Below are 19,176 nucleotides of genomic sequence, written 5' to 3'. Positions count from 1 at the left end.
TTGAAAGATGAAACAGAAAATTTTACTTTTATTTACGGTATTTTCGCTAATTGCCTGTAAAAGAGAAACAAAAATTTCGTCCTCAGATTGGACAAATATCTCGAGTCGTACCCAATTTAAAGATCAGGATGGTATCTTGGAACTAAAATCGGGAAATTTCACCTATAATTTTAATAAAAATCAAACTCCTTTCAAGAAAATTATCCTACTCAATGCAAGTATGGCGGGGTATATTTCAGAACTGGGAGTGGAAAATCTGATCATAGGAGTTTCAAGTCCGGAATATATTTACTCAGAAAAGATTCAGAACCTGCTTAAAGCTGGAAAGATTCAAAATGTAGGTAGCGAGCAGAAATACGATGTGGAAAAAATTATTTCCATGAAGCCGGATGCTATTTTCACTAATTATATTGCAAGTTTTGACAACACATATCAATTATTGAAGAACAATGGAATTCAGGTTGTGTTTTTGGATGAGTATATGGAGCAACAGCCATTGCAAAAGACAGCTTATATAAAGCTTTTTGGAGAGTTTTTCGGAAAGGAAAAAGAAGCTGAAGCCAAATATCAGGAAGTTGAGAAAAACTATAATGATCTGAAGCAGCTGGCATTGAAAGCAAAAGAAAAACCTGTAGTATTAGCTAATGAAATGTATGGTGATGTATGGTATCTTCCGGGAGGAAATACTTCTGTAGCACATTATATTGCTGACGCCAACGCGAATTACATTATGAAAGATAGTAAGGAAGAAAAAGCCCTTACCATGAGCTTTGAGGAGGTATACGCCAAAGCAGGAGGTGTTCAGTACTGGGTAAATGCGGGGAGCCATACTTCAAAAAAGGAAATGCTGGGAATGAATCCTTTCTACGGAAAGCTGGATGTATTCAATAAAGGTGAAATTTATACCATTGCAGGAAAGGAAAAGCAAAAAGCCAATGACTTCTTTGAAAGTGGCGTCGTAAGAGCCGATTTGATCCTGAAAGACTACATTAAAATCTTTCACCCTGAACTTTTGCCGGATTATCAACTTACCTATATGAAAGAATTGCAGTAAATCGGAGTATTTGCTTATTTTTGCCTTTCCTTTTTAAAAGTTATGTGGAAAAAAATTAAACAGCTTATTTTCATCGTTCTTGTTCTGAACGTGGTTTTTATCATCTGGGGCAGATTTTTTAATCCGCCTATAACTCTTACACAGATAGGAGGGCTTTTTGAATACGGAAAATTGCACAGAGATTATATTTCCTATGATGAAATGGGAAATAATGTAAAGAAAGCAGTAATTGCTTCAGAGGATCAAAAATTCTTTGATCATAACGGTTTCGATTATACAGCCATCGAAAAAGCTATGAAGCATAATGAGCAAGGAAAAAAAATAAGAGGCGGAAGTACCATTTCTCAGCAGACCGCAAAGAATGTTTTCCTTTGGCAGGGCAGAAGCTGGGTAAGAAAAGGACTAGAAGCTGTTTATACTTTCATTATTGAAAAAGTATGGGGCAAGGATATTATCCTTGAAAGATACCTGAATTCCATTGAAATGGGGCAGGGGGTATTTGGTGTTGAGGCGGCAGCACAGTATTATTTTGGAAAATCATCCAAAGATCTAAGTGCTTCAGATGCAGCATGGATTGCCGCTGTACTGCCCAATCCAAAGAAGTATGATCCAAGGAATCCATCCCCATATTTGAGAAAGAAACACAATTGGATCATGAGACAGATGAGGAATGTGAGTTTGAAATAGTATCTTTGTACTAATGAAATTCTTTAATTCCAGCACAAATTTTGAGTCAGTTCTTAAAAAATACTTTTCTTTTAAGAACGAAACCCTTTCTTTAGAGCCTTTTGCAGAGTTTTTAGAGAGCGTTAAAAGGGCAGACTTTACAGATGTGCTCAATTTCCTGAGAAGCAATCCGAATTTTGCGGAAAACTTTAAACATTACATTCATAATATCTTTAAGGGAAGACCTTTCAACCTGTCGTTGACAGAGGCGAATATTCTTTCTGAAAATGCCTTTTTCCCGGAACTTAAAAAGAGAATCCTGAACAAGGTTTTACCACCCGTTGAAAACGAAAAAACGGTATGGTATATGATTGATAATATAAGTCTTAGACCGAAAAAAGATCTTGAATATCTTCATAATCTTCCTGAAAATGAGATCAATGAATTTTTGAATCTTTTAGGCGCAGCAGATTTTATTACTAAACCCAATGTAAAAAAGGAACTTATCTTCTCAATGAATATCCTTTCCTGGAGGGTAACAGGGATGGCAATGGAAGTGGAAGTTGTGAGAATGGCACCGCAGTACAGAAATCTGGATAACCCATTTTTAGCCCTTCAAAACGAGCTAGAAACATTGGCAGAAGACCTTGTAAAAGATCCTGAACTTCAGCTACACTCCAAGGACAGTAGATATAAGCAGATTAAGATTTATTCAGAACAATGTATTGAATTTGTTAATATCGCTTTTAAAAATTCTGCTAAATATGGTATTTCAGGGAAGATTAATCAATCCTTGCTGAAGATCAAACAGCAGACAGATAGAATCTATGAGATTGTACAGCTCTTGGTTATTGATAATGAAGAAGATGTTCTTATTAAGTCCAAGCAATTGGTTTTTAATATTTTGAATTATAAATCTCATAAAAACAATATTGCAGATCTTATCAACGACAGTACAAGGTTAATTTCTCACCTTATTACCAATCATACCGCAGAAACCGGAACACATTATATCACTTCTACCAGAAAGGAATATATGACAATGTTCTATAAGGCGAGTGGTGGTGGAATTATTGTGGGTGCGCTTTGTGTATTGAAAATGCTGTATGGATATATTCCGGGAAGTGATTTTTCGCACGCATTCCTGTATTCAATGAACTATGCCATGGGCTTCATCATGATTTATTTGATGGGTTTTACGCTGGCAACGAAGCAGCCGGCCATGACTGCTGCTACCATGACCAAGGTATTGTCTGAAGAGGGAAACAACAAAAGAAATAACACCGAATTTGCCCACCTTGTATCTAAGCTTTTCAGAAGTCAGTTTATAGCCTTTGTGGGGAACGTATTGCTTGCCTTTCCGGTGGCCTTGGCCATTATTTACGGACTGGATGTATTCTTCTCCCAAAATTTGGCTGTAGAAAGATCAGATAAATTATTAAAGGACCTTGATCCTTTTAAATCCAAGGCGATTCTGCATGCCAGTATTGCAGGGTTTTATCTTTTTATTTCAGGGATTATTTCAGGAAATATCGGAAATAACTCCGTATTCTATCAAATTCCTGAGAGAATTGCCAAGAACCTTTCTATCAGAAGTTTCTTCGGGAAAAAATTTGCGAAAGGCCTGTCTAAGTATTATGCCAAGAACTGGCCGGGAATTGTTTCCAACTTTTGGTTCGGAGTTTTCCTTGGTGCTACAGCGCCTGTGGGAATGTTCTTTGGGCTTGATCTTGATATCAGACACATTACCTTTGCAGCCGGAAACTTTGCACTGGGATTGTATGGAAAAGACTTCTCTGTAGATTCCTATACTTTCTGGATCTCTTTTGTAACGGTATTCTTAATTGGATTCTTCAACTTCCTGGTAAGTTTCAGTTTATCTATGTTCCTTGCCTTTAGATCACGAAAGATGAATTTCGGACAAGTGAGTGAGATCTACAAAGAGATTTTCAGATATTTTACAAAGCATCCTTTGAAGTTTTTCCTGCCACTAAGCTCAGGATTGGATAAAAAAGCAGATGACCTGATGAGCAGTACAATTTCTAATAAATCAGAAGAACATTAATAAAAATAAAACGAGGCGATCTTAATGCTAAGATCGCCTCGTTTTATTTTAGTCTATTGTATAGCTTTTAAAGGCAATAAGGGAACTCCGGACATTCTGCGGGTAATTGTTCCCAAAAAATGCATTGACTGGTGTCTCCACAGCTAACAAGACAACATACCATTTGCCCTGCACCCTGAATAGCCTTTAAATTGTTTCTGGATAATTTTTTTGATGTAAGTACTGTTTTCATGATGTAATAATTTTGTGAACCTTAAATATATTACATTATTTCTGTATTTAGTGATATAATTATTAAATAATTCTTACTTACAGCATAGACGAGCAGGGGAAATTCTAGAATATCTGAAGATCATGAAACTGTTCTGTTCCAAATTTATCCTGGAATTTCTTCAGATAGAAGGTCTTACGCATTTTAAAATCATTTTTAAGTAATGGAGAATCAATTTTAATAATGATGCATTTATTTTCAATATTCACACTTTTGATCTCACGGAAAAGGCTTTCATCAAGATAGTCCTCAAGAAAGTCTTTAATGTCAAAAGCTATCAGTTTATCTTCAAAGCCATAGATTCTTGCAAAAGATTTTACAAGTTCAGAGGATTGATATTCACGTTTTTTCTTCTTCATTTTACTTTTACGGTACGTATTTGGTGGTTAAACCTTTATTTTTAAAAAACTTCTCCAGATCAGGATAAAGAAATTCGCAGGTCTCGAAAGAATCCATCATATCTTTTGGAGATGATTCTATTCCGGAGCATTCAAAACAAATCTCAAAATAAGCAAAAACCTTATCATGTTCATCATAAAACAAGATGGCATTCCTAGGGAAAAAACATCCGCTTTGAGATGTATAAGATACATAATATTTGTGACAGGTATTAAACAGAACATCACTAAGTTCAGAAATTTCAGTGAATGTAAGGGTTTTTGACTCTTGTATACCTTTAGGGCTGCTCTCCTTAATAAGGTCTTCTATCTCAACAGATTTATATTTTTTAAGATTCTCATAATACGTATTCAGATTAATGGAATCCTGCTTAGTTACCGGCGGTGGGGGAGGCGGTGTATAACCCTTTGCTCCTTTATAGTTTAGGTTGTAGGAAATAATTTTAACCTTGGCAGCCTTATCAAACGGAAATCTAGACATTCTTTTCTGTAAAGGAATAGATTTAAAGTCTGTATTCATTTCACCATGTTGATACCTGTGGATTTCAGCAAGCAAATCTTTCGCTTTCTTCTTTTTTTGGCTGAACGAAAACGTGAAAAACAGTGAAAATACGATGATAAATACCCTTGAGATCATACCTCAAATATAATACTTTCCTCATTTATTTTTTTTACGACACTTTCAGTTCGCTCCCTGTGAGTATCCGTAATGAATATCTGTCCAAAGCTTTCCTTATTTACCAATTCTATTAATTGAGAAACTCTGGTATCATCAAGTTTGTCAAAAATGTCATCCAATAAAAGAATTGGGGTTTTCTTTGTAAGTTCCTTAACAAGACTCATCTGAGCAAGTTTAAGTGAAATAAGGAATGATTTCTGCTGTCCCTGCGAACCAATTTTCTTGATGAGCACATGATCCATTTCAAAAAGAAGATCATCCTTGTGAATCCCCTTGGATGTGTAGGTAAGCATACGGTCTTTTTCAATGCTTTCCTTTAAAAGCGCTACAAAAGTATTTTCAAGTAAATGAGATTCATAGATAACTGAAACCGTCTCTTTTCCTCCGGAAATAATTTGATAAAAATTCTGTACAATAGGATTTAATTGCTCTACAAATACTTTTCTTTTATTAAAAATCTTTGTTCCAAATCGAGTGATCGGTTCGTCGTAGATTTCTAAAGAATCCTTGTCCCAGGTTCTGTTTTTGGCAAAATATTTCAATAAAGCATTTCTCTGCTGAATGGTTTTTTGGTATTGTATCAGATCAAAAAGATATTCGGAATCCGTTTGAGAGATCATGGAATCCAAAAACTTTCTTCTGCTTTCTCCAGAGTCTGAAATAAGATTGGAATCATAAGGTGAAATCATTACACTGGGTAAATACCCAATATGATCAGCAAGTCTGTCATAGCTTTTATCATTTTTTTTGATGACTTTTTTGGCTTCCTTAGGCTGGGTAATTCTAATGATATCTTCACTATCTTCGTTCTGAATTTCAGCATCAATAGTGAAAAAATCTTCTTCCTTTTTGATGTTGTTCAAATCTGTATTTCCCAAAAAGCTTTTACCTACTGATAAATAATGCAGTGCATCCAGAATATTAGTCTTTCCCGCACCATTATTACCCACAAAGCAGTTAATTTGCGGGGAAAATTCAAACTTTTTCTCAGAGTGGTTCTTGAAATTGTAAAGGGAAAGCTTCTTGATAATCATTCGTCAAAAATACTCCATTATTAGTAAAAATAAAAAAGGAAGTGCTGAACAAGTTTCCACACCGAATGAAAAATAAGCGTCATCTCTTTTATTTTCAGAGTAATAAATAAGAATATAAGTGATAATAGTAGATGAAAAAAATGAAATGGCATAAAGAGGCTTAAGGTAAAAAACACCTATAAGGCTGCTTATGAAGACAAGGGCATAGGCAATGTATTTTGTATTTTGAATGCCTATTAACATGGGGAAAGTCTGTACAGTATCACTATTCATATCCCGAATGTCAAATGGAAGTACCAATGCCGTGATGTAGAAAAAGCTGATCAGGAAAATGGGCAGACTGAATTCCGGAAGGGTGAGCCAGCAGTTAACCAATGCCCAGACCAATCCTACATAAAATACTTTTAGCAAAGGAATTTTTCGGATATAAACATCAAGAAAAAAGCTGTTGTAGAGCAATCCTAAAACAACAATTACAAACCACTTTAACAGTCTTATTTCATTATGATTGTGAATGATCAGAAAAGCGCAGATAATTCCAGCAACCGCATTTAAAACCAGAATTTTGAAAAAATGCTTTGTATATTGATACTTAGTGTAAAGATAACCACTGAAATAGGTAATGAAAATTAGAAGAACAGTAGGCAAACGGAATGTGTTTTGCTCTTTCATGAAAAATACTGCAAAAAGTGTTCCCATTAAGGATACGTAAACTTGACTGTCTATAACGGATTTTTTCAGTATTTTTAAAATGTTCATTTATCAAATTTAATATATATGAAAAGATTTTCCAAGATATTTATGCTTTCGCTTTTATCGCTAGGCTTTTCACCGGTTTTTGCACAGAAATATTACGATGACCAGTGGAAAAAGATAGCAGAAAATAGTCAGAAAGGAGCTTATAAATCTAATCTTCCCATTATTTTGGACCTAGAAAACAAAGCCATGAAAGAAAATAATACAATTCAGCTGATCCGTTCCCTGAAAGCAGAGTTCAGCATTGTAAAGCAAACCGTAGACGATGAAAAGAATGATTCGGCTTCAAAGTTCTTCAGTAAACTTCAGGATGCTGAGGGAAAACTGAAAGGAGAAGAGAAACTCGTTTATCAAGTTCTTCTGAACAGCTTTTTTCTGGATTACTACAACCAGAATTATTGGAAAATCAATGGGAGAACCAATATCAATACACAGGATGTTTCACAGATTGAAACATGGTCAAAGCTTGATTTTAAAAATTATTTAACCAAAAGCTACCAGGAACTGGATCAACAGAAACAGGAACTGAAAAAGGCTTCATTGGAAAAGTATAAGACGTTGTTTTCTGGGACAAAGGATATTGCCTACTTCCCAAGTCTTTATGATTGGTATGCACTTAAAAAAATTAGCTTTTTATCAGAGAATAATCTTTTTACCAAAAATGAGCTTACAGAAAACCGTACTTCAATTACTGCCATCTTCGATGACTTGATTGCCTCAAACAACGGAAATTCCAAGCTGTATTTTATGAAAGAAAAATTGGTTGAGAACTGCAACTTCAATCAATGTAAAGATAAGCTTGAACAGCTTCAGAATCTTGCTAAATCTAATGTAGAAGGAGATTACAAAGTGGTGATCATGGAAGATATCATGACTGAACTTGTCATGAAAGATAAATTTAAGGAAGCACTTGCTATTGCAGAACAGGCAAAAAGCGAGTATCCGAAGTCTCCTTTCATCGGAAATATTAAAAGTAAGGAAACACAGATTAAAAATCCGTCGTTAACCATTAAATATGAAAAGCAGACTCAAAATAATCTACCCATTCATTTTGTAGCAGAATATCAAAATGTTACAGATTTTTCATTAAACATTTATGAAGTAAAAGAAGATTTTACATCATTGATGAAGTATGTACAGAATTCCTATGGAAGTACGAACTTCAAAAATGTAAAAAAGAGTCTGGTGAAAAAAGAAAACTACCAGCTTTCAGATGCTAAGGATTATAAGCTTCATAAAACTTCATTGGAAATTAAACCACTTCCGTCAGGAATTTATGTTGTAGAATATTCAGTGGGCGGTGAAAATGATAAAACTAATGATGTTGATTCTCAACAGAATTTTTACTTCATTGTTTCCGGAAGCAAAATCATTTATCAAAACAAATCTTCAAGAAACTCGCTGTCTGATGAATTGAAATTGGTTAACAGTGAAAACGGAAAACCTGTCATAAGTGAAAACCTTACTTTTCATGAATTTGCAGGTAATAACTCGGTTAACAAAATTGAGGGCAAAACCAATGAAAAAGGAGTATTCCAGCTTCCTGTCACTGCTAGTAAAGAATATTATAGAACTTTCCTTATCCAACAACCTAAAACGAATGATTTTCAGATCATGCAGGTGTATGGAAACAGAACTAATACGGAAGATTACAATCCTAACAAAGAATCCCGTACAAAGGCACAAATCTTCACAGACAGAGCCATATACCGACCGGGGCAGATTGTATACTTCAAGGTAGTGAATACACAGCTGAATAAGGAAATAGAGTCTGTAGTTTCAGGATTACAGCAAAAAATAACCTTATTGGATGCCAATAATCAGGAAGTTTCTTCACAAAAATTTACGACCAATGAATTTGGATCTTATCATGGAAGTTTTACCTTACCAAAAGGAAAACTAAATGGGGTTTTCTATCTGAATACGGATGGTGAAAGCGATGGGTATAAAGATATCAGGGTAGAGGAATACAAGAGACCAAAGTTTGAAGTAACCTTTGAACCTGTAAAAGACGAATATAAATATGGCCAAACCATAGAGCTTAAAGGGAGAGCTATGATGTTCTCTGGTGTAGCATTAAGCAATACCACGGTGAACTACGAGATCAAGAAACATAATATCAGATGGAGATATTTCTGGTGGTATCCAAGAGGTGATGATAATGAAAACTCAATTCTGGGAGAAGCTAAAACCAATGAAAAAGGAGAATTTGTTATTCGTCTGGATCTAAAGAAAGATGAAAAACTAGAGGGAATACAGATTGATAATTATGAAATCAATGCCTCTGTTACAGATATTAATGGTGAAACACAGTCTGCCAATACACAGCTGAGTGTGGCTTCAGTTTCTCATTACATTAAAGCAGATGATGTTAAAAATGCTTTCAGTGATGAAAATGTGAAACTTAAAGTAGAAACAAAAAACTATAACGAACAAAATCTTAAAAAACCATATCAGGTGAAGTTGTCAAAGCTGGCAGCTCTGGACAGAATTTTTAGAAATAACTTTAAATCTGAGGTTCAGAATTTACCTAAATATTCAAAAAATGAATTTATCAGCAAGTTTCCACACGACATGTTTGATAAAAATGATGAGATTAAAAACTGGAAAACAGAAAAAGTAATTACGGATAGACAACAACCGGCGTCAACGGATAACACTCAACTTTCGACTAGCCTTGATTTAGGAAAGCTGGAAGCCGGAGATTATCAGCTGGAATTGTTCAATATTGAAGGAAAGGATACCATAAGATCAGCTCAATATTTCAGTGTTTGGGATAAAAATTTACTAAAACCGTCTCAAAAAACATTCCTTACGGTAATTGCTCCAAAGGATGAAGTAACAAGAGGTGAGAAAACAAAAGTTTATGTGTATTCTGCGATTCCTGATGCTTTGGTAAATGTTTTTGTTCAGGATGGATCTGGAAAAACCATTTCAGAAACCCATCAGCTGAAAAATGGAATTTTAGAGTATACCGCCAATATTCCAAAAGAGAAGAGTGTATCAGAACTTAACCTTCAGTTTCAATTGGTTGCATTTAACGATGTGGAAACACAGAGTGCAGCCCTAAAAATAAAAGATACAGAGAAGCCTTTAAAAATACAAACAGTTACTTTTAGAGATAAACTGGAACCTAATTCAAAAGAAAAATGGACCATTAAAGTTACCGGAAATGACAAGGAAAAAGTAAATGCAGAGGTATTGGCCAATATGTATGATATGTCTCTGGATCAGTTTGCTAAAAATGATTATAACTGGGAGAAGTTATACACACCATTTACTATGATTTCATCTTATACTATGCAGGATTATCTGTTGCAGAAAAGATATCAGAAAAGACAGGAATACTATAATGGTATATATGTTGACGTTCCTAATTTTAACTGGTTTGATGGCAGCCTATACTATAATCTAGGTGAAAATGCTGTAAGAAGCCCAAGAAAACGTGGAGCTGTTCCTCCGGCACTTTCTGTCAGATCTAAAGATACTGTTACTACTAGAGATATTGAGGAGGTTGTTGTAATGGCACTTGGTGTACAAAAAAAGGAATCATTTGCTGGCTCAGTGGCGGGAATTAGTGTTGCTGCAGATGCAGCTGTAGAACAGTCCCAACAAAAAGAATCTTTAGATAAAGTGCCTGTACGCCAAAACCTAAATGAAACAGCATTCTTCTACCCGAATCTAAAAACAGATGCAGAAGGAAATGTAAGCTTTGAGTTCACATCACCGGAAGCTCTTACAAAATGGAAGCTGATGTTCCTTGCTCATACCAAGGATGCCAGATCTGCTACTCTAGAAAAAGAAGTGGTAACACAGAAAGAATTCTCTGTAACGCCAAACTATCCTAGATTCTTAAGAGAAGGGGATGAATTGAACTTACAGTCAAAATTGTCAAACCTTACCGATAAAAAGCTGAGTGGCTCTGCAGAATTACAAATTCTGGATGCATTCACAAACGAAAATATCTCTTCAAAATTTGGTGCAGCTTCAGGAGTTCAAAATTTTGATTTGGCCGAAAACGGAAACGGAGCATTAACCTGGAAGCTAAAGGTTCCAAACAATGTTTCTTCGATTATTTTAAAAGTAGTTGCCAAAGCAGGAGCTTATTCTGATGGAGAACAACAGGCAGTTGCCGTGTTACCGAACAGAATGCTGGTTACCGATGCTGTTCCTGTTTTTGTAAAAGAAGGGGAAACCAAAACATTTGTGTTGGATAACCTTAAAGATGCTACTTCAACAACAATTTCAAATGTCTCCAATACATTGGAATTGACTACCAATCCAATCTGGGAAATTATGTTCGCTCTTCCTAGCTTGAAGAGTGACCAAAATAGTTCTGCAGATGTTATCTTCAACAAATGGTTTGCAGATGTACTGGCTTCAGAAATATTTAAGGCCAATCCGAAAATGAAAACCATTTTCGAAGAATATCAAAGCAAAGGATTATTAAATTCAAACCTTGAAAAAAATCAGGAACTGAAACAACTGCTACTGGAAGAAACACCTTGGGTATTGGACAGTAAGAATGAGAATGAACAAATGCAGAAACTGGCGCTCTTGTTTGATACCAATACAATGAAAAACTCTATCAATCAGGATTGGGATGAGTTTAAAAAATTACAAAATCCAGATGGTGGATTCTCATGGTATCCGGGATATCCAAGTTCTTACGGAACATCATTGTACATCCTTAAAAGCCTTGGAAAGATCAATTCCTGGTTAAAAGATAATGTAGAGGATTATCAAGGTTCGGAACAAAAAGAACTGGTATCGAAATTAACTCAGTATGTGGATACTGAAATCAGTAAATATTCAGATACTAAAAAAGTAAATGTATGGAGCAATTGGGTTCTTGAGTATCTTGATACCCGAAACTACTGGGAAAAGCAATATCCTTTAAAAGGAAAAGGTGCCACCTTGAAATCTCTCGTGAAGCAACAAGCAAAAACGGCTAAGATCACTGATTTTACATTCTTCGGACTTCACCGTGCTGCTTTATTAATGAATGACTACGGAATGAAAGAGGTATCGGATAAACTGATGACTTACCTTAAAGAAACCTCTACAGATACCAAAACACAAGGTGTTTACTGGAAACAGAATCTCAATGATTGGGGTTGGTTCGGTTCAAAAGTTGTCAACCATGCAGGAGCCTTGGAAGCTTTCAATAAGCTGAATTCTAATGATCAGAACTTTATTGAGGAGATGAAGATCTGGCTGATAACCCAGAAAGAAGTAAATTCATGGGGAAGCTCAAGAGGAACTTCAGAAGTGATCTTTACGATCCTAAACTCAGGGAAATCTTGGACAGGCGCAGAAAGTGATAAAGCAACAATCATTTGGGGCGGAAAAGAGCTTGCTCCTCAAACTCAGGCAACAGGTTATGTGAAATCAGCTGTGAAAACAGAAACTGTAGACAAAAATCTGGCAACAGTAACGGTTACAAAACCAGGTCCTGGAATTGTTCAGGGAGGATTATTCTGGCAGTATTACGAAGATCTGGATAAAATAAAATCATCCGAAAATTATATTTCCGTAACCAAGGAACTTTATAAAAAAGTGAAAACCGTAAACGGGGAAGAACTTCAGAAGATTTCACCGGAAACACCACTGAAAGTAGGAGATAAGGTAACGGTAAGAATGATATTGAATACAGATCGTGCCATGGAATTTATTCACATTAAAGACATGCGTGCTGCAGGATTCGAACCATTAGAAGCATTGTCCGGATATCAATGGAAAAATAATCTGGGGTATTATCAGTCTACGAAAGATGCTTCTACAAACTTCTATATCCAATACATGCCAAAAGGAAAATATGTATTTGAGTACGATGTAGTGGCCAATGCATCAGGTAAATTCTCAAACGGAATTACAACGATGCAAAATTACTATGCGCCGCAAATGAATGCACATACAAAAGGAACAGGTGTTCAGATTTTGGAATGATTTTTGGCTATAGGGAGGTAAGTGAAATTTAAAACCAAATAAAATGAAATTTTCAAAAACTTTAATTACAGGATTGGTATTGATGGCAGGAGTAAGTGCTTTCGGACAAACGAAAGCTCAAAAGTTTGAAAAACTGCAAATTGAAATGTTCCCAAAAGCTAAAGAAGGATACAAGCAAGTATATATTCAGTTACCCGTAGCGAAAAATGAAAATGATTTAAAAGTTGAAGTTTTTGTAGGTGCTGAGAAAATGTTGGATTGTAACAACTACTTCCTGATGGGAGAGATGAAAACTCAGGATCTTCAGGGATGGGGATATAACTATTATGAAGTAGAATCTAAAGGTGAAACCGGAGGAACATTAATGGCTTGTCTGGATAAAAAACTAACTAAAAAGTTCGTTACCCTTAAACCGGAAATCATAAGATACAACAGTAAATTACCATTGGTATTCTATGTTCCAAAAGATATAGAAGTACGTTACAGAGTTTTACGTCCCGATGCTGCAATGAAAAAAGCAGTTCAAAAGTAAAATCAGCTTATTATAATTATATAGAAAACTCCTCACAGTGATGTGGGGAGTTTTCATTTTCGATGAACAATCAGGTTTTTATTTAATATTATACGATAATGCCTCTCCTTATTAGGCTGAGATAGTAAAAAAAGGAATGAGTAAAAGTGGAGTTAAATTTTTTTTCAAGTTTTTTTGTTTTTAATTAAGATTTAAACGGTTTTGATAAGGCTTTATTTTAAAGAGCTTTATACTTAAACGTATTTTAAACTTGTTGTAAATACATGTTTATATTTGACAATCTGTGAGCATTTTAACAATTTTTGCATTATATTTGTTATAAACATAAACCATGAAAAACAATTTATTGATTTTTACGTTTAGTTTTTTTGCTTTTCCTGCTTTTGGCTGGGCACAGTCTGCGCCGGATTTTAAAGAACTTCTGGATAGTGCTATGGTTCGGGACTCGAACCTTAAAATGCAGATTACCCAAAATAAACTTACCGATCTCGACGAGCATAAACTAAAAGATATCTTTCTTCCTACCCTGGAACTAAGCGGTAAGGCAGGCTATCTTAACGGAACAGCAAGACTGACGTCACCAGAAATTAATCTGGCTCCCTTTATTAATATCCCCGAGGGAACTTTCAACAATAACTTCAATGTATCCGGATTTTCAGGTGTTGCCAAGGCAGATGCCAAAATGCTTCTGTATTCCGGAGGAAAGGTGAAGTACCTTAAAAAAGCAGTTGAAGAAAAGAAAAAATCTGAGGATATTCTCTTGGAAAAAACCAGAGATGAGGTTATGGCTACTATTTCTAAAGCCTACGATCAGCTGGCATTGATTCATCAGTCTAAAAGGGTTCTTGACGAAAGTAAAAAAAGACTTGATATTAATAAAAAGACAGCAGATAAGGCATTAGGTTACGGCTTAATCACTCCTTACGATCATAAAAAAATAGAACTGGCCCAGGCAACTTTAGATGCAAAGGTGGTAGAATATGAAGGCAAAAAAGAATTGCTTCTTACCCAGCTTTATATTTTAACAGGAATTAATAGAGATCGTTTGAGAATGATAGATCCTACATTGTCTCCTGTAGAATTGCTTGCCGCAGAAAAAGGAATAGAGCAAAGAGCTGAAATCCGTGCTTTGGAACATGGGATTAATGCCGCAAATTATAAAATAAAGGCAGAAAAAACATGGATGATCCCAAAGGTGCAACTGATGGCTTCTGCATACTATATCGGGCTTTACGGAAACCGAATTAAAAGCTCTGAAAATGTAGTTCCGGCAGTTCCGGTACTTGGATATGAAGGTAAAAAGCTGGATTGGAGTCCTAATAACATTAATGTTTTCCCACTAATTACAGCAGGAATTGGATTCAAATGGGAGATTTTTGACGGAAAAGAAGGGAAGCATGCCGAAGAAACAGCAAAGGTTGGAAAAGAAGTATTGCAGAATCAGAAAGAAGATGCATTGAAAAAGTTAAGCCTGAATTTGGCAAACAATCAAACCAATTATGATATTGCTACCGCACAGATTACATTAAAGGCTAAACAAAAAGAATTAGCAAAAAGTGCATTGGTGCAGGCTGAAAAAGAATTTAGATACGGAATGAGTAAATCATCACAGCTTATTGATGCAGAAAATGATCTCGAAGCAGCAGAACTGGATTACCAGAACGCAATTTTCAACCAGAGAAGAGCAGGAATAGAGCTGATGAGATCTACTCAGGAGCTGGATATCACCAAATTTTATTTAATCCCTTAAAAATTAAAATGATGCATAAAAATATAGCTGTACTCATTGCTTCTCTGTTTTTATTGGGAAGCTGCGACAAAAAAAATGAAAAAATAAAGGAACCGGAAGGAAAGACCAAAAAAGATGTGATCTCTTTTGCACCAAAGGTTACGGGAAGAATTTTAAAAATATACGTTTCTGAAGGACAAACTGTAAAAAAAGGAGATACGCTGGCACAGCTTGATGTTCCGGAGGTTTCAGCTAAAATAGCACAGGCACAAGGTGCCGTAAATGCTGCTACAGCCCAGGAACAAATGGCTAAAAATGGAGCAACACCCGATCAGTTGAGACAGCTTCAGGCAAAATATAAAGGATTGAAGGAGCAGTATGACTTTGCGCAAAAATCCTACAGAAGAGCTAACAACATGTTTCGTGACAGTTTAATGTCTCCGCAGGCACACGATGAGGTGTATGCAAAACTTCAAGGGGCAAAGGCTCAGTATGATGCCGTGGTAGCAGAATTGGATGATGTGAACAGAGGAACCCGTTTCGAAAAGGTAGAAATGGCGGCTGGGCAGGCTTCCCAGGCTAAGGGAGCTTTACAGGAAGCTAATGTAGCATATTCTGAAAGATACATCATTGCAACCAATGACATGGATATAGAAACCATAAGCTTGAATACCGGAGAACTGGCAACAGCTGGTTTTGCGCTTTTCAACGGATATATTCCTGAAAGTACTTATTTCAGGTTTACTGTTCCTGAAAGTGCTATTTCAAAATATAAAAAAGGGCAGAATGTTAATATGCAGGTGGTTTATAACAAAGAAAATCTGGAGGGAAGCATTGTTTATATCAAGCAGTTGACAAGATATGCGGATATTACCACTGCTTATCCTGACTATCAGTTGCAGGATGCTATCTATGAAATTAAGGTAAAACCTAAGGATATGAATAAAGCAAAAAACCTTTTGGTGAATGCTAATGTTATCCTGAAATAATCTGAAAAGAAACATGATGGACATTTCTTTCATAGAAATATTGAATGTATGAAGCTCCATCTGGTTATTTAAAATATTAAAATATAGAGATGAAAGAATTTTTCCGTCTTTTAAAACGTGAGTTCAAGCTTTTTATCGGCAATTCTACCTTAAGAACCGTGTTCTTTTTGGCACCGGTTTTTTATGCAACCTTGCTGGGGTTTGTCTACAAAAGCGGAAAAGTTGAAAATACACCCGTATTGGTTATTGACAGAGATAATACACCATTGTCAAACCAATTAACTGAAATGCTGGATGATAATAAAAGCATTAGCATCATTAAGTATATTCAGGAGCCATTGAGCATAAAAGATGAAGTGATTAAGCATGAAGCAGCAGCTGTTGTGATTATCCCATCCCGATTTGAAGGAGATATGCTTCAGAAAAAATATCCTGAACTGAATGTCTATATCAATACAGGAAATGTGCTAACGGCTAACTTTGCTTCCAAGGCATTACAGCTTACCATAGGAACATTTTCTGCCGGAGCATCTATAAAGGCATTGCAAAAAGCAGGAATGCCTGCAGCAAAGGCTGCTACACAATATGAACCTTTCAAGGCCAATTATATTACTCTTTTCAATACCACCGGAAACTACCTTATCTTTATGTGGCCTGCGATGCTGGCTGTGGTACTGCAACAGGTTATTTTGCTGGCAATGGCAGTAAGCTTTGCCGCTGAATTTGAAAGAGGATCTTTTGTAAAGGAATACAGGAAAATGAAAAAATGGGCATTCCCAACCATGCTTATCAAGGTAATTCCGATCTGGATATCTTCCATTCTGATTGTAGGGATCTATTACTTCATGCATATGATTTTCAGGGTTCCGATGCCGGAGGGAATACTTAACTTTATTCTTCTCACAGCCGTTTTTGTAGGTTCAGCATCTTTCCTTGGCGTATTCATCAGTATATTGATTCCGGATGCTTTGAAGGCAACACAGATTCTTATGGTAATAGCATCTCCTGCATTTATCATCAGTGGCTTTACATGGCCTTTAAGCGCGATGCCTGCATTTGTTCAATTTATCGCCAATATCATTCCGTTAACTCCATTTTTACAGGCCTTTAAAATCTTATTGATTCAAAAAGGATCTGTAGAGCTTACTTTCCCATATTTGGAACACTTAAGCATTCTTCTGGTAGTGTATGCCATTATAGGATGGATTGCTTTAAAGATCAAACTTTGGTTTATCTTCAAAAAAGCAGCTCCTCAAGAAATAGCAATGGAGGGGACTTCTGAGGAGGAATAATTTGTTTGTACAATGTATTGAAGCAAGAATATATCAATCCTTTAAAGAAATTATCAAATCCTCGATTTGTCACTCTTTCCTAAAGATGGAAATATCACATTTCGAACGGTTTCTTTTGTAGAAAATAAGATGAGAATGGAAACTATGACTAATCATTATAGATTCCATTCTCATTTATTTTGGTGTACTACATTTCTCAAGCCCTCTTATTCTCGAATTTTCAAACACGAACCTAAAACCTTGTAACGAAATATTCATCTCACTATAAAATCAAACGAAAAAACTGATATATTTGTCTATAGTTAATTAGAACGTATATGGAAAATGTATTTGACGCAAAAGATGCTCAAAACTATATTGATAGAATAAACAGACTTATAGAAGACACGCATGGATTATGGGGGAAAATGACAGTGGACCAGATGTTAGCTCACTGTTCTGTAACCTATGAAATGATATACGAACCGGAGAAGCATAAAAAACCGGGATCCATTGCAAAATTTATTCTAAAAACCTTTGTGAAGCCAAAGGTGGTAGGTGAAAAAGCATACCCAAGAGATTCCCCAACTGCACCTCAGTTTTTAATAACAGGAAGAAAGAACTTTGAAGAAGAAAAAGTAAGACTGATTGGTTTTATTCAGAAGACTCAGCAGTTAGGAGCGGAGGCTTTTGATGGGAAAGAATCTTTCTCCTTCGGTAAATTAAAAGCTCAGGAATGGAATAATATGTTTGCAAAGCATCTTAACCATCACTTGGCACAATTTGGAGTTTAAAAACACTGTATGAAAAAATTTTTATTGCTCTTCCTACTGGCTGCCAATTTTGTTTTGGCGCAGATGCCGGATATTTCAAATACGTGGCTGAACAACAGTAAACCCTATATCGGAACGATTGGGAATAAGGGACAGGAACTGAAACTTAAAATCAATATTTCTGAACAGAATAAAAAGAATGATCAGGAGTATTTTGTTTCGGGATATTCTCTCGTGGATACCAATTATGCAAAATTTGAAGGAAAAATTACCATTTCAAAATATAAGGATTCCAAGAGACAGGGAACCGTGTTTGGAGAATATGAATTGGCTGAAGAGAATAAAGGAAAACATTCAGGAGTCTTTAAAGGGCGATTTGTTTATAATTTCAAGTGGAATAAAAAAACAGAGAAAATAGAAGGCCAATATATAGAACTTATAGGCGACTGGAAAAGCTATGATAGAACCCTGGAATTCAAGACTCATTTGAAGAATCAGTAATCAGAATAAAAGTAAACCAGTATCATTAATCCTATTATCCTATCAAATAATCTTACCCCTAAAAACAATAATTACTAAAAAGGATCTAGCCTTTTTAGACTTAACATTAACCTCAACTTTAAATAATACATATGAAACTAGGAGCATTTTCAATCAGCTTAAGTGTAAAAGATCTTCAAAAGTCTAAGGATTTTTATGAAAAACTGGGCTTTACAACAATGGCTGGAAGTACAGAGCAAAACTACCTGATCATGAAAAATGGATCTACGTTAATAGGTCTGTTTCAGGCAATGTTTGACGGAAACATGCTTACCTTCAATCCGGGCTGGGATGAAAATGCACAGAATCTTGAATCCTTTGATGATGTACGTGATATTCAGAAGCGTTTAAAGAAAGATGGAATCGAAATTGATAAAGAAGCTGATGAAACCACTTCAGGACCGGAACATATCTACCTGAAAGATCCCGATGGAAACATGATCCTAATAGACCAACACAGATAAAGGCCT

General features: G+C 35.6%; 16 protein-coding genes. 11 read left to right on the top strand and 5 right to left on the bottom strand.

What is annotated here, in order from left to right; all coding sequences use genetic code 11:
- The first annotated feature begins 7 nt into the window (after nt 1–7).
- Genes EG359_RS05625 through EG359_RS05615 form a run of 3 tightly spaced genes read left to right on the top strand, consistent with a single transcriptional unit; the run spans nt 8 to nt 3,785 of the window.
- Entirely contained in the window at nt 8–1,054 is a 1,047-nt protein-coding gene (locus tag EG359_RS05625; RefSeq protein ID WP_076351146.1) for an ABC transporter substrate-binding protein, read from the top strand.
- Between the two features lie 42 nt (nt 1,055–1,096).
- Entirely contained in the window at nt 1,097–1,741 is a 645-nt protein-coding gene (gene mtgA, locus EG359_RS05620; RefSeq protein ID WP_076351148.1) for a monofunctional biosynthetic peptidoglycan transglycosylase, read from the top strand.
- A gap of 13 nt (nt 1,742–1,754) precedes the next feature.
- Complete coding sequence (locus EG359_RS05615) at nt 1,755–3,785, top strand: recombinase (protein ID WP_076351150.1); 2,031 nt, start codon at nt 1,755–1,757, stop codon at nt 3,783–3,785.
- A gap of 67 nt (nt 3,786–3,852) precedes the next feature.
- On the opposite strand, the gene EG359_RS22380 is transcribed toward EG359_RS05615, so the two are convergent.
- The 5 genes from EG359_RS22380 to EG359_RS05595 all read right to left on the bottom strand — a co-directional run bounded on the left by EG359_RS22380 (nt 3,853) and on the right by EG359_RS05595 (nt 6,926).
- Complete coding sequence (locus EG359_RS22380; protein ID WP_164463042.1) at nt 3,853–4,017, bottom strand: bacteriocin-like protein; 165 nt, start codon at nt 4,015–4,017, stop codon at nt 3,853–3,855.
- Nucleotides 4,018–4,121: 104 nt separating this feature from the next.
- On the bottom strand, nt 4,122–4,415 hold the full coding sequence (locus EG359_RS05610) for a hypothetical protein (RefSeq protein WP_076351152.1): 294 nt from the start codon (nt 4,413–4,415) through the stop codon (nt 4,122–4,124).
- Between the two features lie 7 nt (nt 4,416–4,422).
- Nucleotides 4,423–4,974 carry a hypothetical protein gene (locus EG359_RS05605; protein ID WP_123867277.1) on the bottom strand — a complete coding sequence of 184 codons (552 nt, stop codon included), beginning with the start codon at nt 4,972–4,974 and terminating at the stop codon, nt 4,423–4,425.
- Between the two features lie 113 nt (nt 4,975–5,087).
- Entirely contained in the window at nt 5,088–6,167 is a 1,080-nt protein-coding gene (gene recF / locus EG359_RS05600) for a DNA replication/repair protein RecF (protein WP_076351156.1), read from the bottom strand.
- 3 nt (nt 6,168–6,170) lie between these two features.
- Nucleotides 6,171–6,926, bottom strand: coding sequence for a UbiA prenyltransferase family protein (locus EG359_RS05595; RefSeq protein ID WP_076351158.1), 756 nt, complete (start codon nt 6,924–6,926; stop codon nt 6,171–6,173).
- Between the two features lie 18 nt (nt 6,927–6,944).
- Between EG359_RS05595 and EG359_RS05590 the strand changes: the two genes are divergently transcribed.
- The 8 genes from EG359_RS05590 (at nt 6,945) to EG359_RS05555 (ending at nt 19,170) form a co-directional block, all read left to right on the top strand.
- The gene (locus EG359_RS05590) at nt 6,945–12,872 is read left to right on the top strand and encodes an alpha-2-macroglobulin family protein (protein WP_076351160.1); all 5,928 of its coding nucleotides are present in this window, start codon (nt 6,945–6,947) and stop codon (nt 12,870–12,872) included.
- Nucleotides 12,873–12,915: 43 nt separating this feature from the next.
- Nucleotides 12,916–13,404, top strand: coding sequence for a serine protease inhibitor ecotin (eco, locus tag EG359_RS05585; RefSeq protein WP_076351162.1), 489 nt, complete (start codon nt 12,916–12,918; stop codon nt 13,402–13,404).
- Nucleotides 13,405–13,735: 331 nt separating this feature from the next.
- On the top strand, nt 13,736–15,154 hold the full coding sequence (locus EG359_RS05580) for a TolC family protein (protein ID WP_076351164.1): 1,419 nt from the start codon (nt 13,736–13,738) through the stop codon (nt 15,152–15,154).
- Between the two features lie 11 nt (nt 15,155–15,165).
- Nucleotides 15,166–16,122: an HlyD family secretion protein gene (locus EG359_RS05575; RefSeq protein ID WP_076352065.1), complete on the top strand. Its 957-nt coding sequence runs from the start codon at nt 15,166–15,168 to the stop codon at nt 16,120–16,122.
- An 89-nt stretch (nt 16,123–16,211) separates the two neighbouring features.
- Nucleotides 16,212–17,414 (top strand): ABC transporter permease, encoded by a 1,203-nt coding sequence (locus tag EG359_RS05570; RefSeq protein WP_076351166.1) that lies wholly within the window; start codon nt 16,212–16,214, stop codon nt 17,412–17,414.
- A gap of 317 nt (nt 17,415–17,731) precedes the next feature.
- Entirely contained in the window at nt 17,732–18,187 is a 456-nt protein-coding gene (locus tag EG359_RS05565) for a DUF1569 domain-containing protein (protein ID WP_076351168.1), read from the top strand.
- Nucleotides 18,188–18,196: 9 nt separating this feature from the next.
- Complete coding sequence (locus EG359_RS05560) at nt 18,197–18,667, top strand: hypothetical protein (protein WP_076351170.1); 471 nt, start codon at nt 18,197–18,199, stop codon at nt 18,665–18,667.
- 131 nt (nt 18,668–18,798) lie between these two features.
- The gene (locus tag EG359_RS05555) at nt 18,799–19,170 is read left to right on the top strand and encodes a VOC family protein (RefSeq protein ID WP_076351172.1); all 372 of its coding nucleotides are present in this window, start codon (nt 18,799–18,801) and stop codon (nt 19,168–19,170) included.
- Nucleotides 19,171–19,176 lie beyond the last annotated feature (6 nt).

Origin of the sequence: Chryseobacterium joostei, from assembly GCF_003815775.1 — a bacterium.
GTDB classification, from domain to species: Bacteria; Bacteroidota; Bacteroidia; order Flavobacteriales; family Weeksellaceae; genus Chryseobacterium; species Chryseobacterium joostei.
This window is presented reverse-complemented; position numbering and strand designations above follow the sequence as displayed.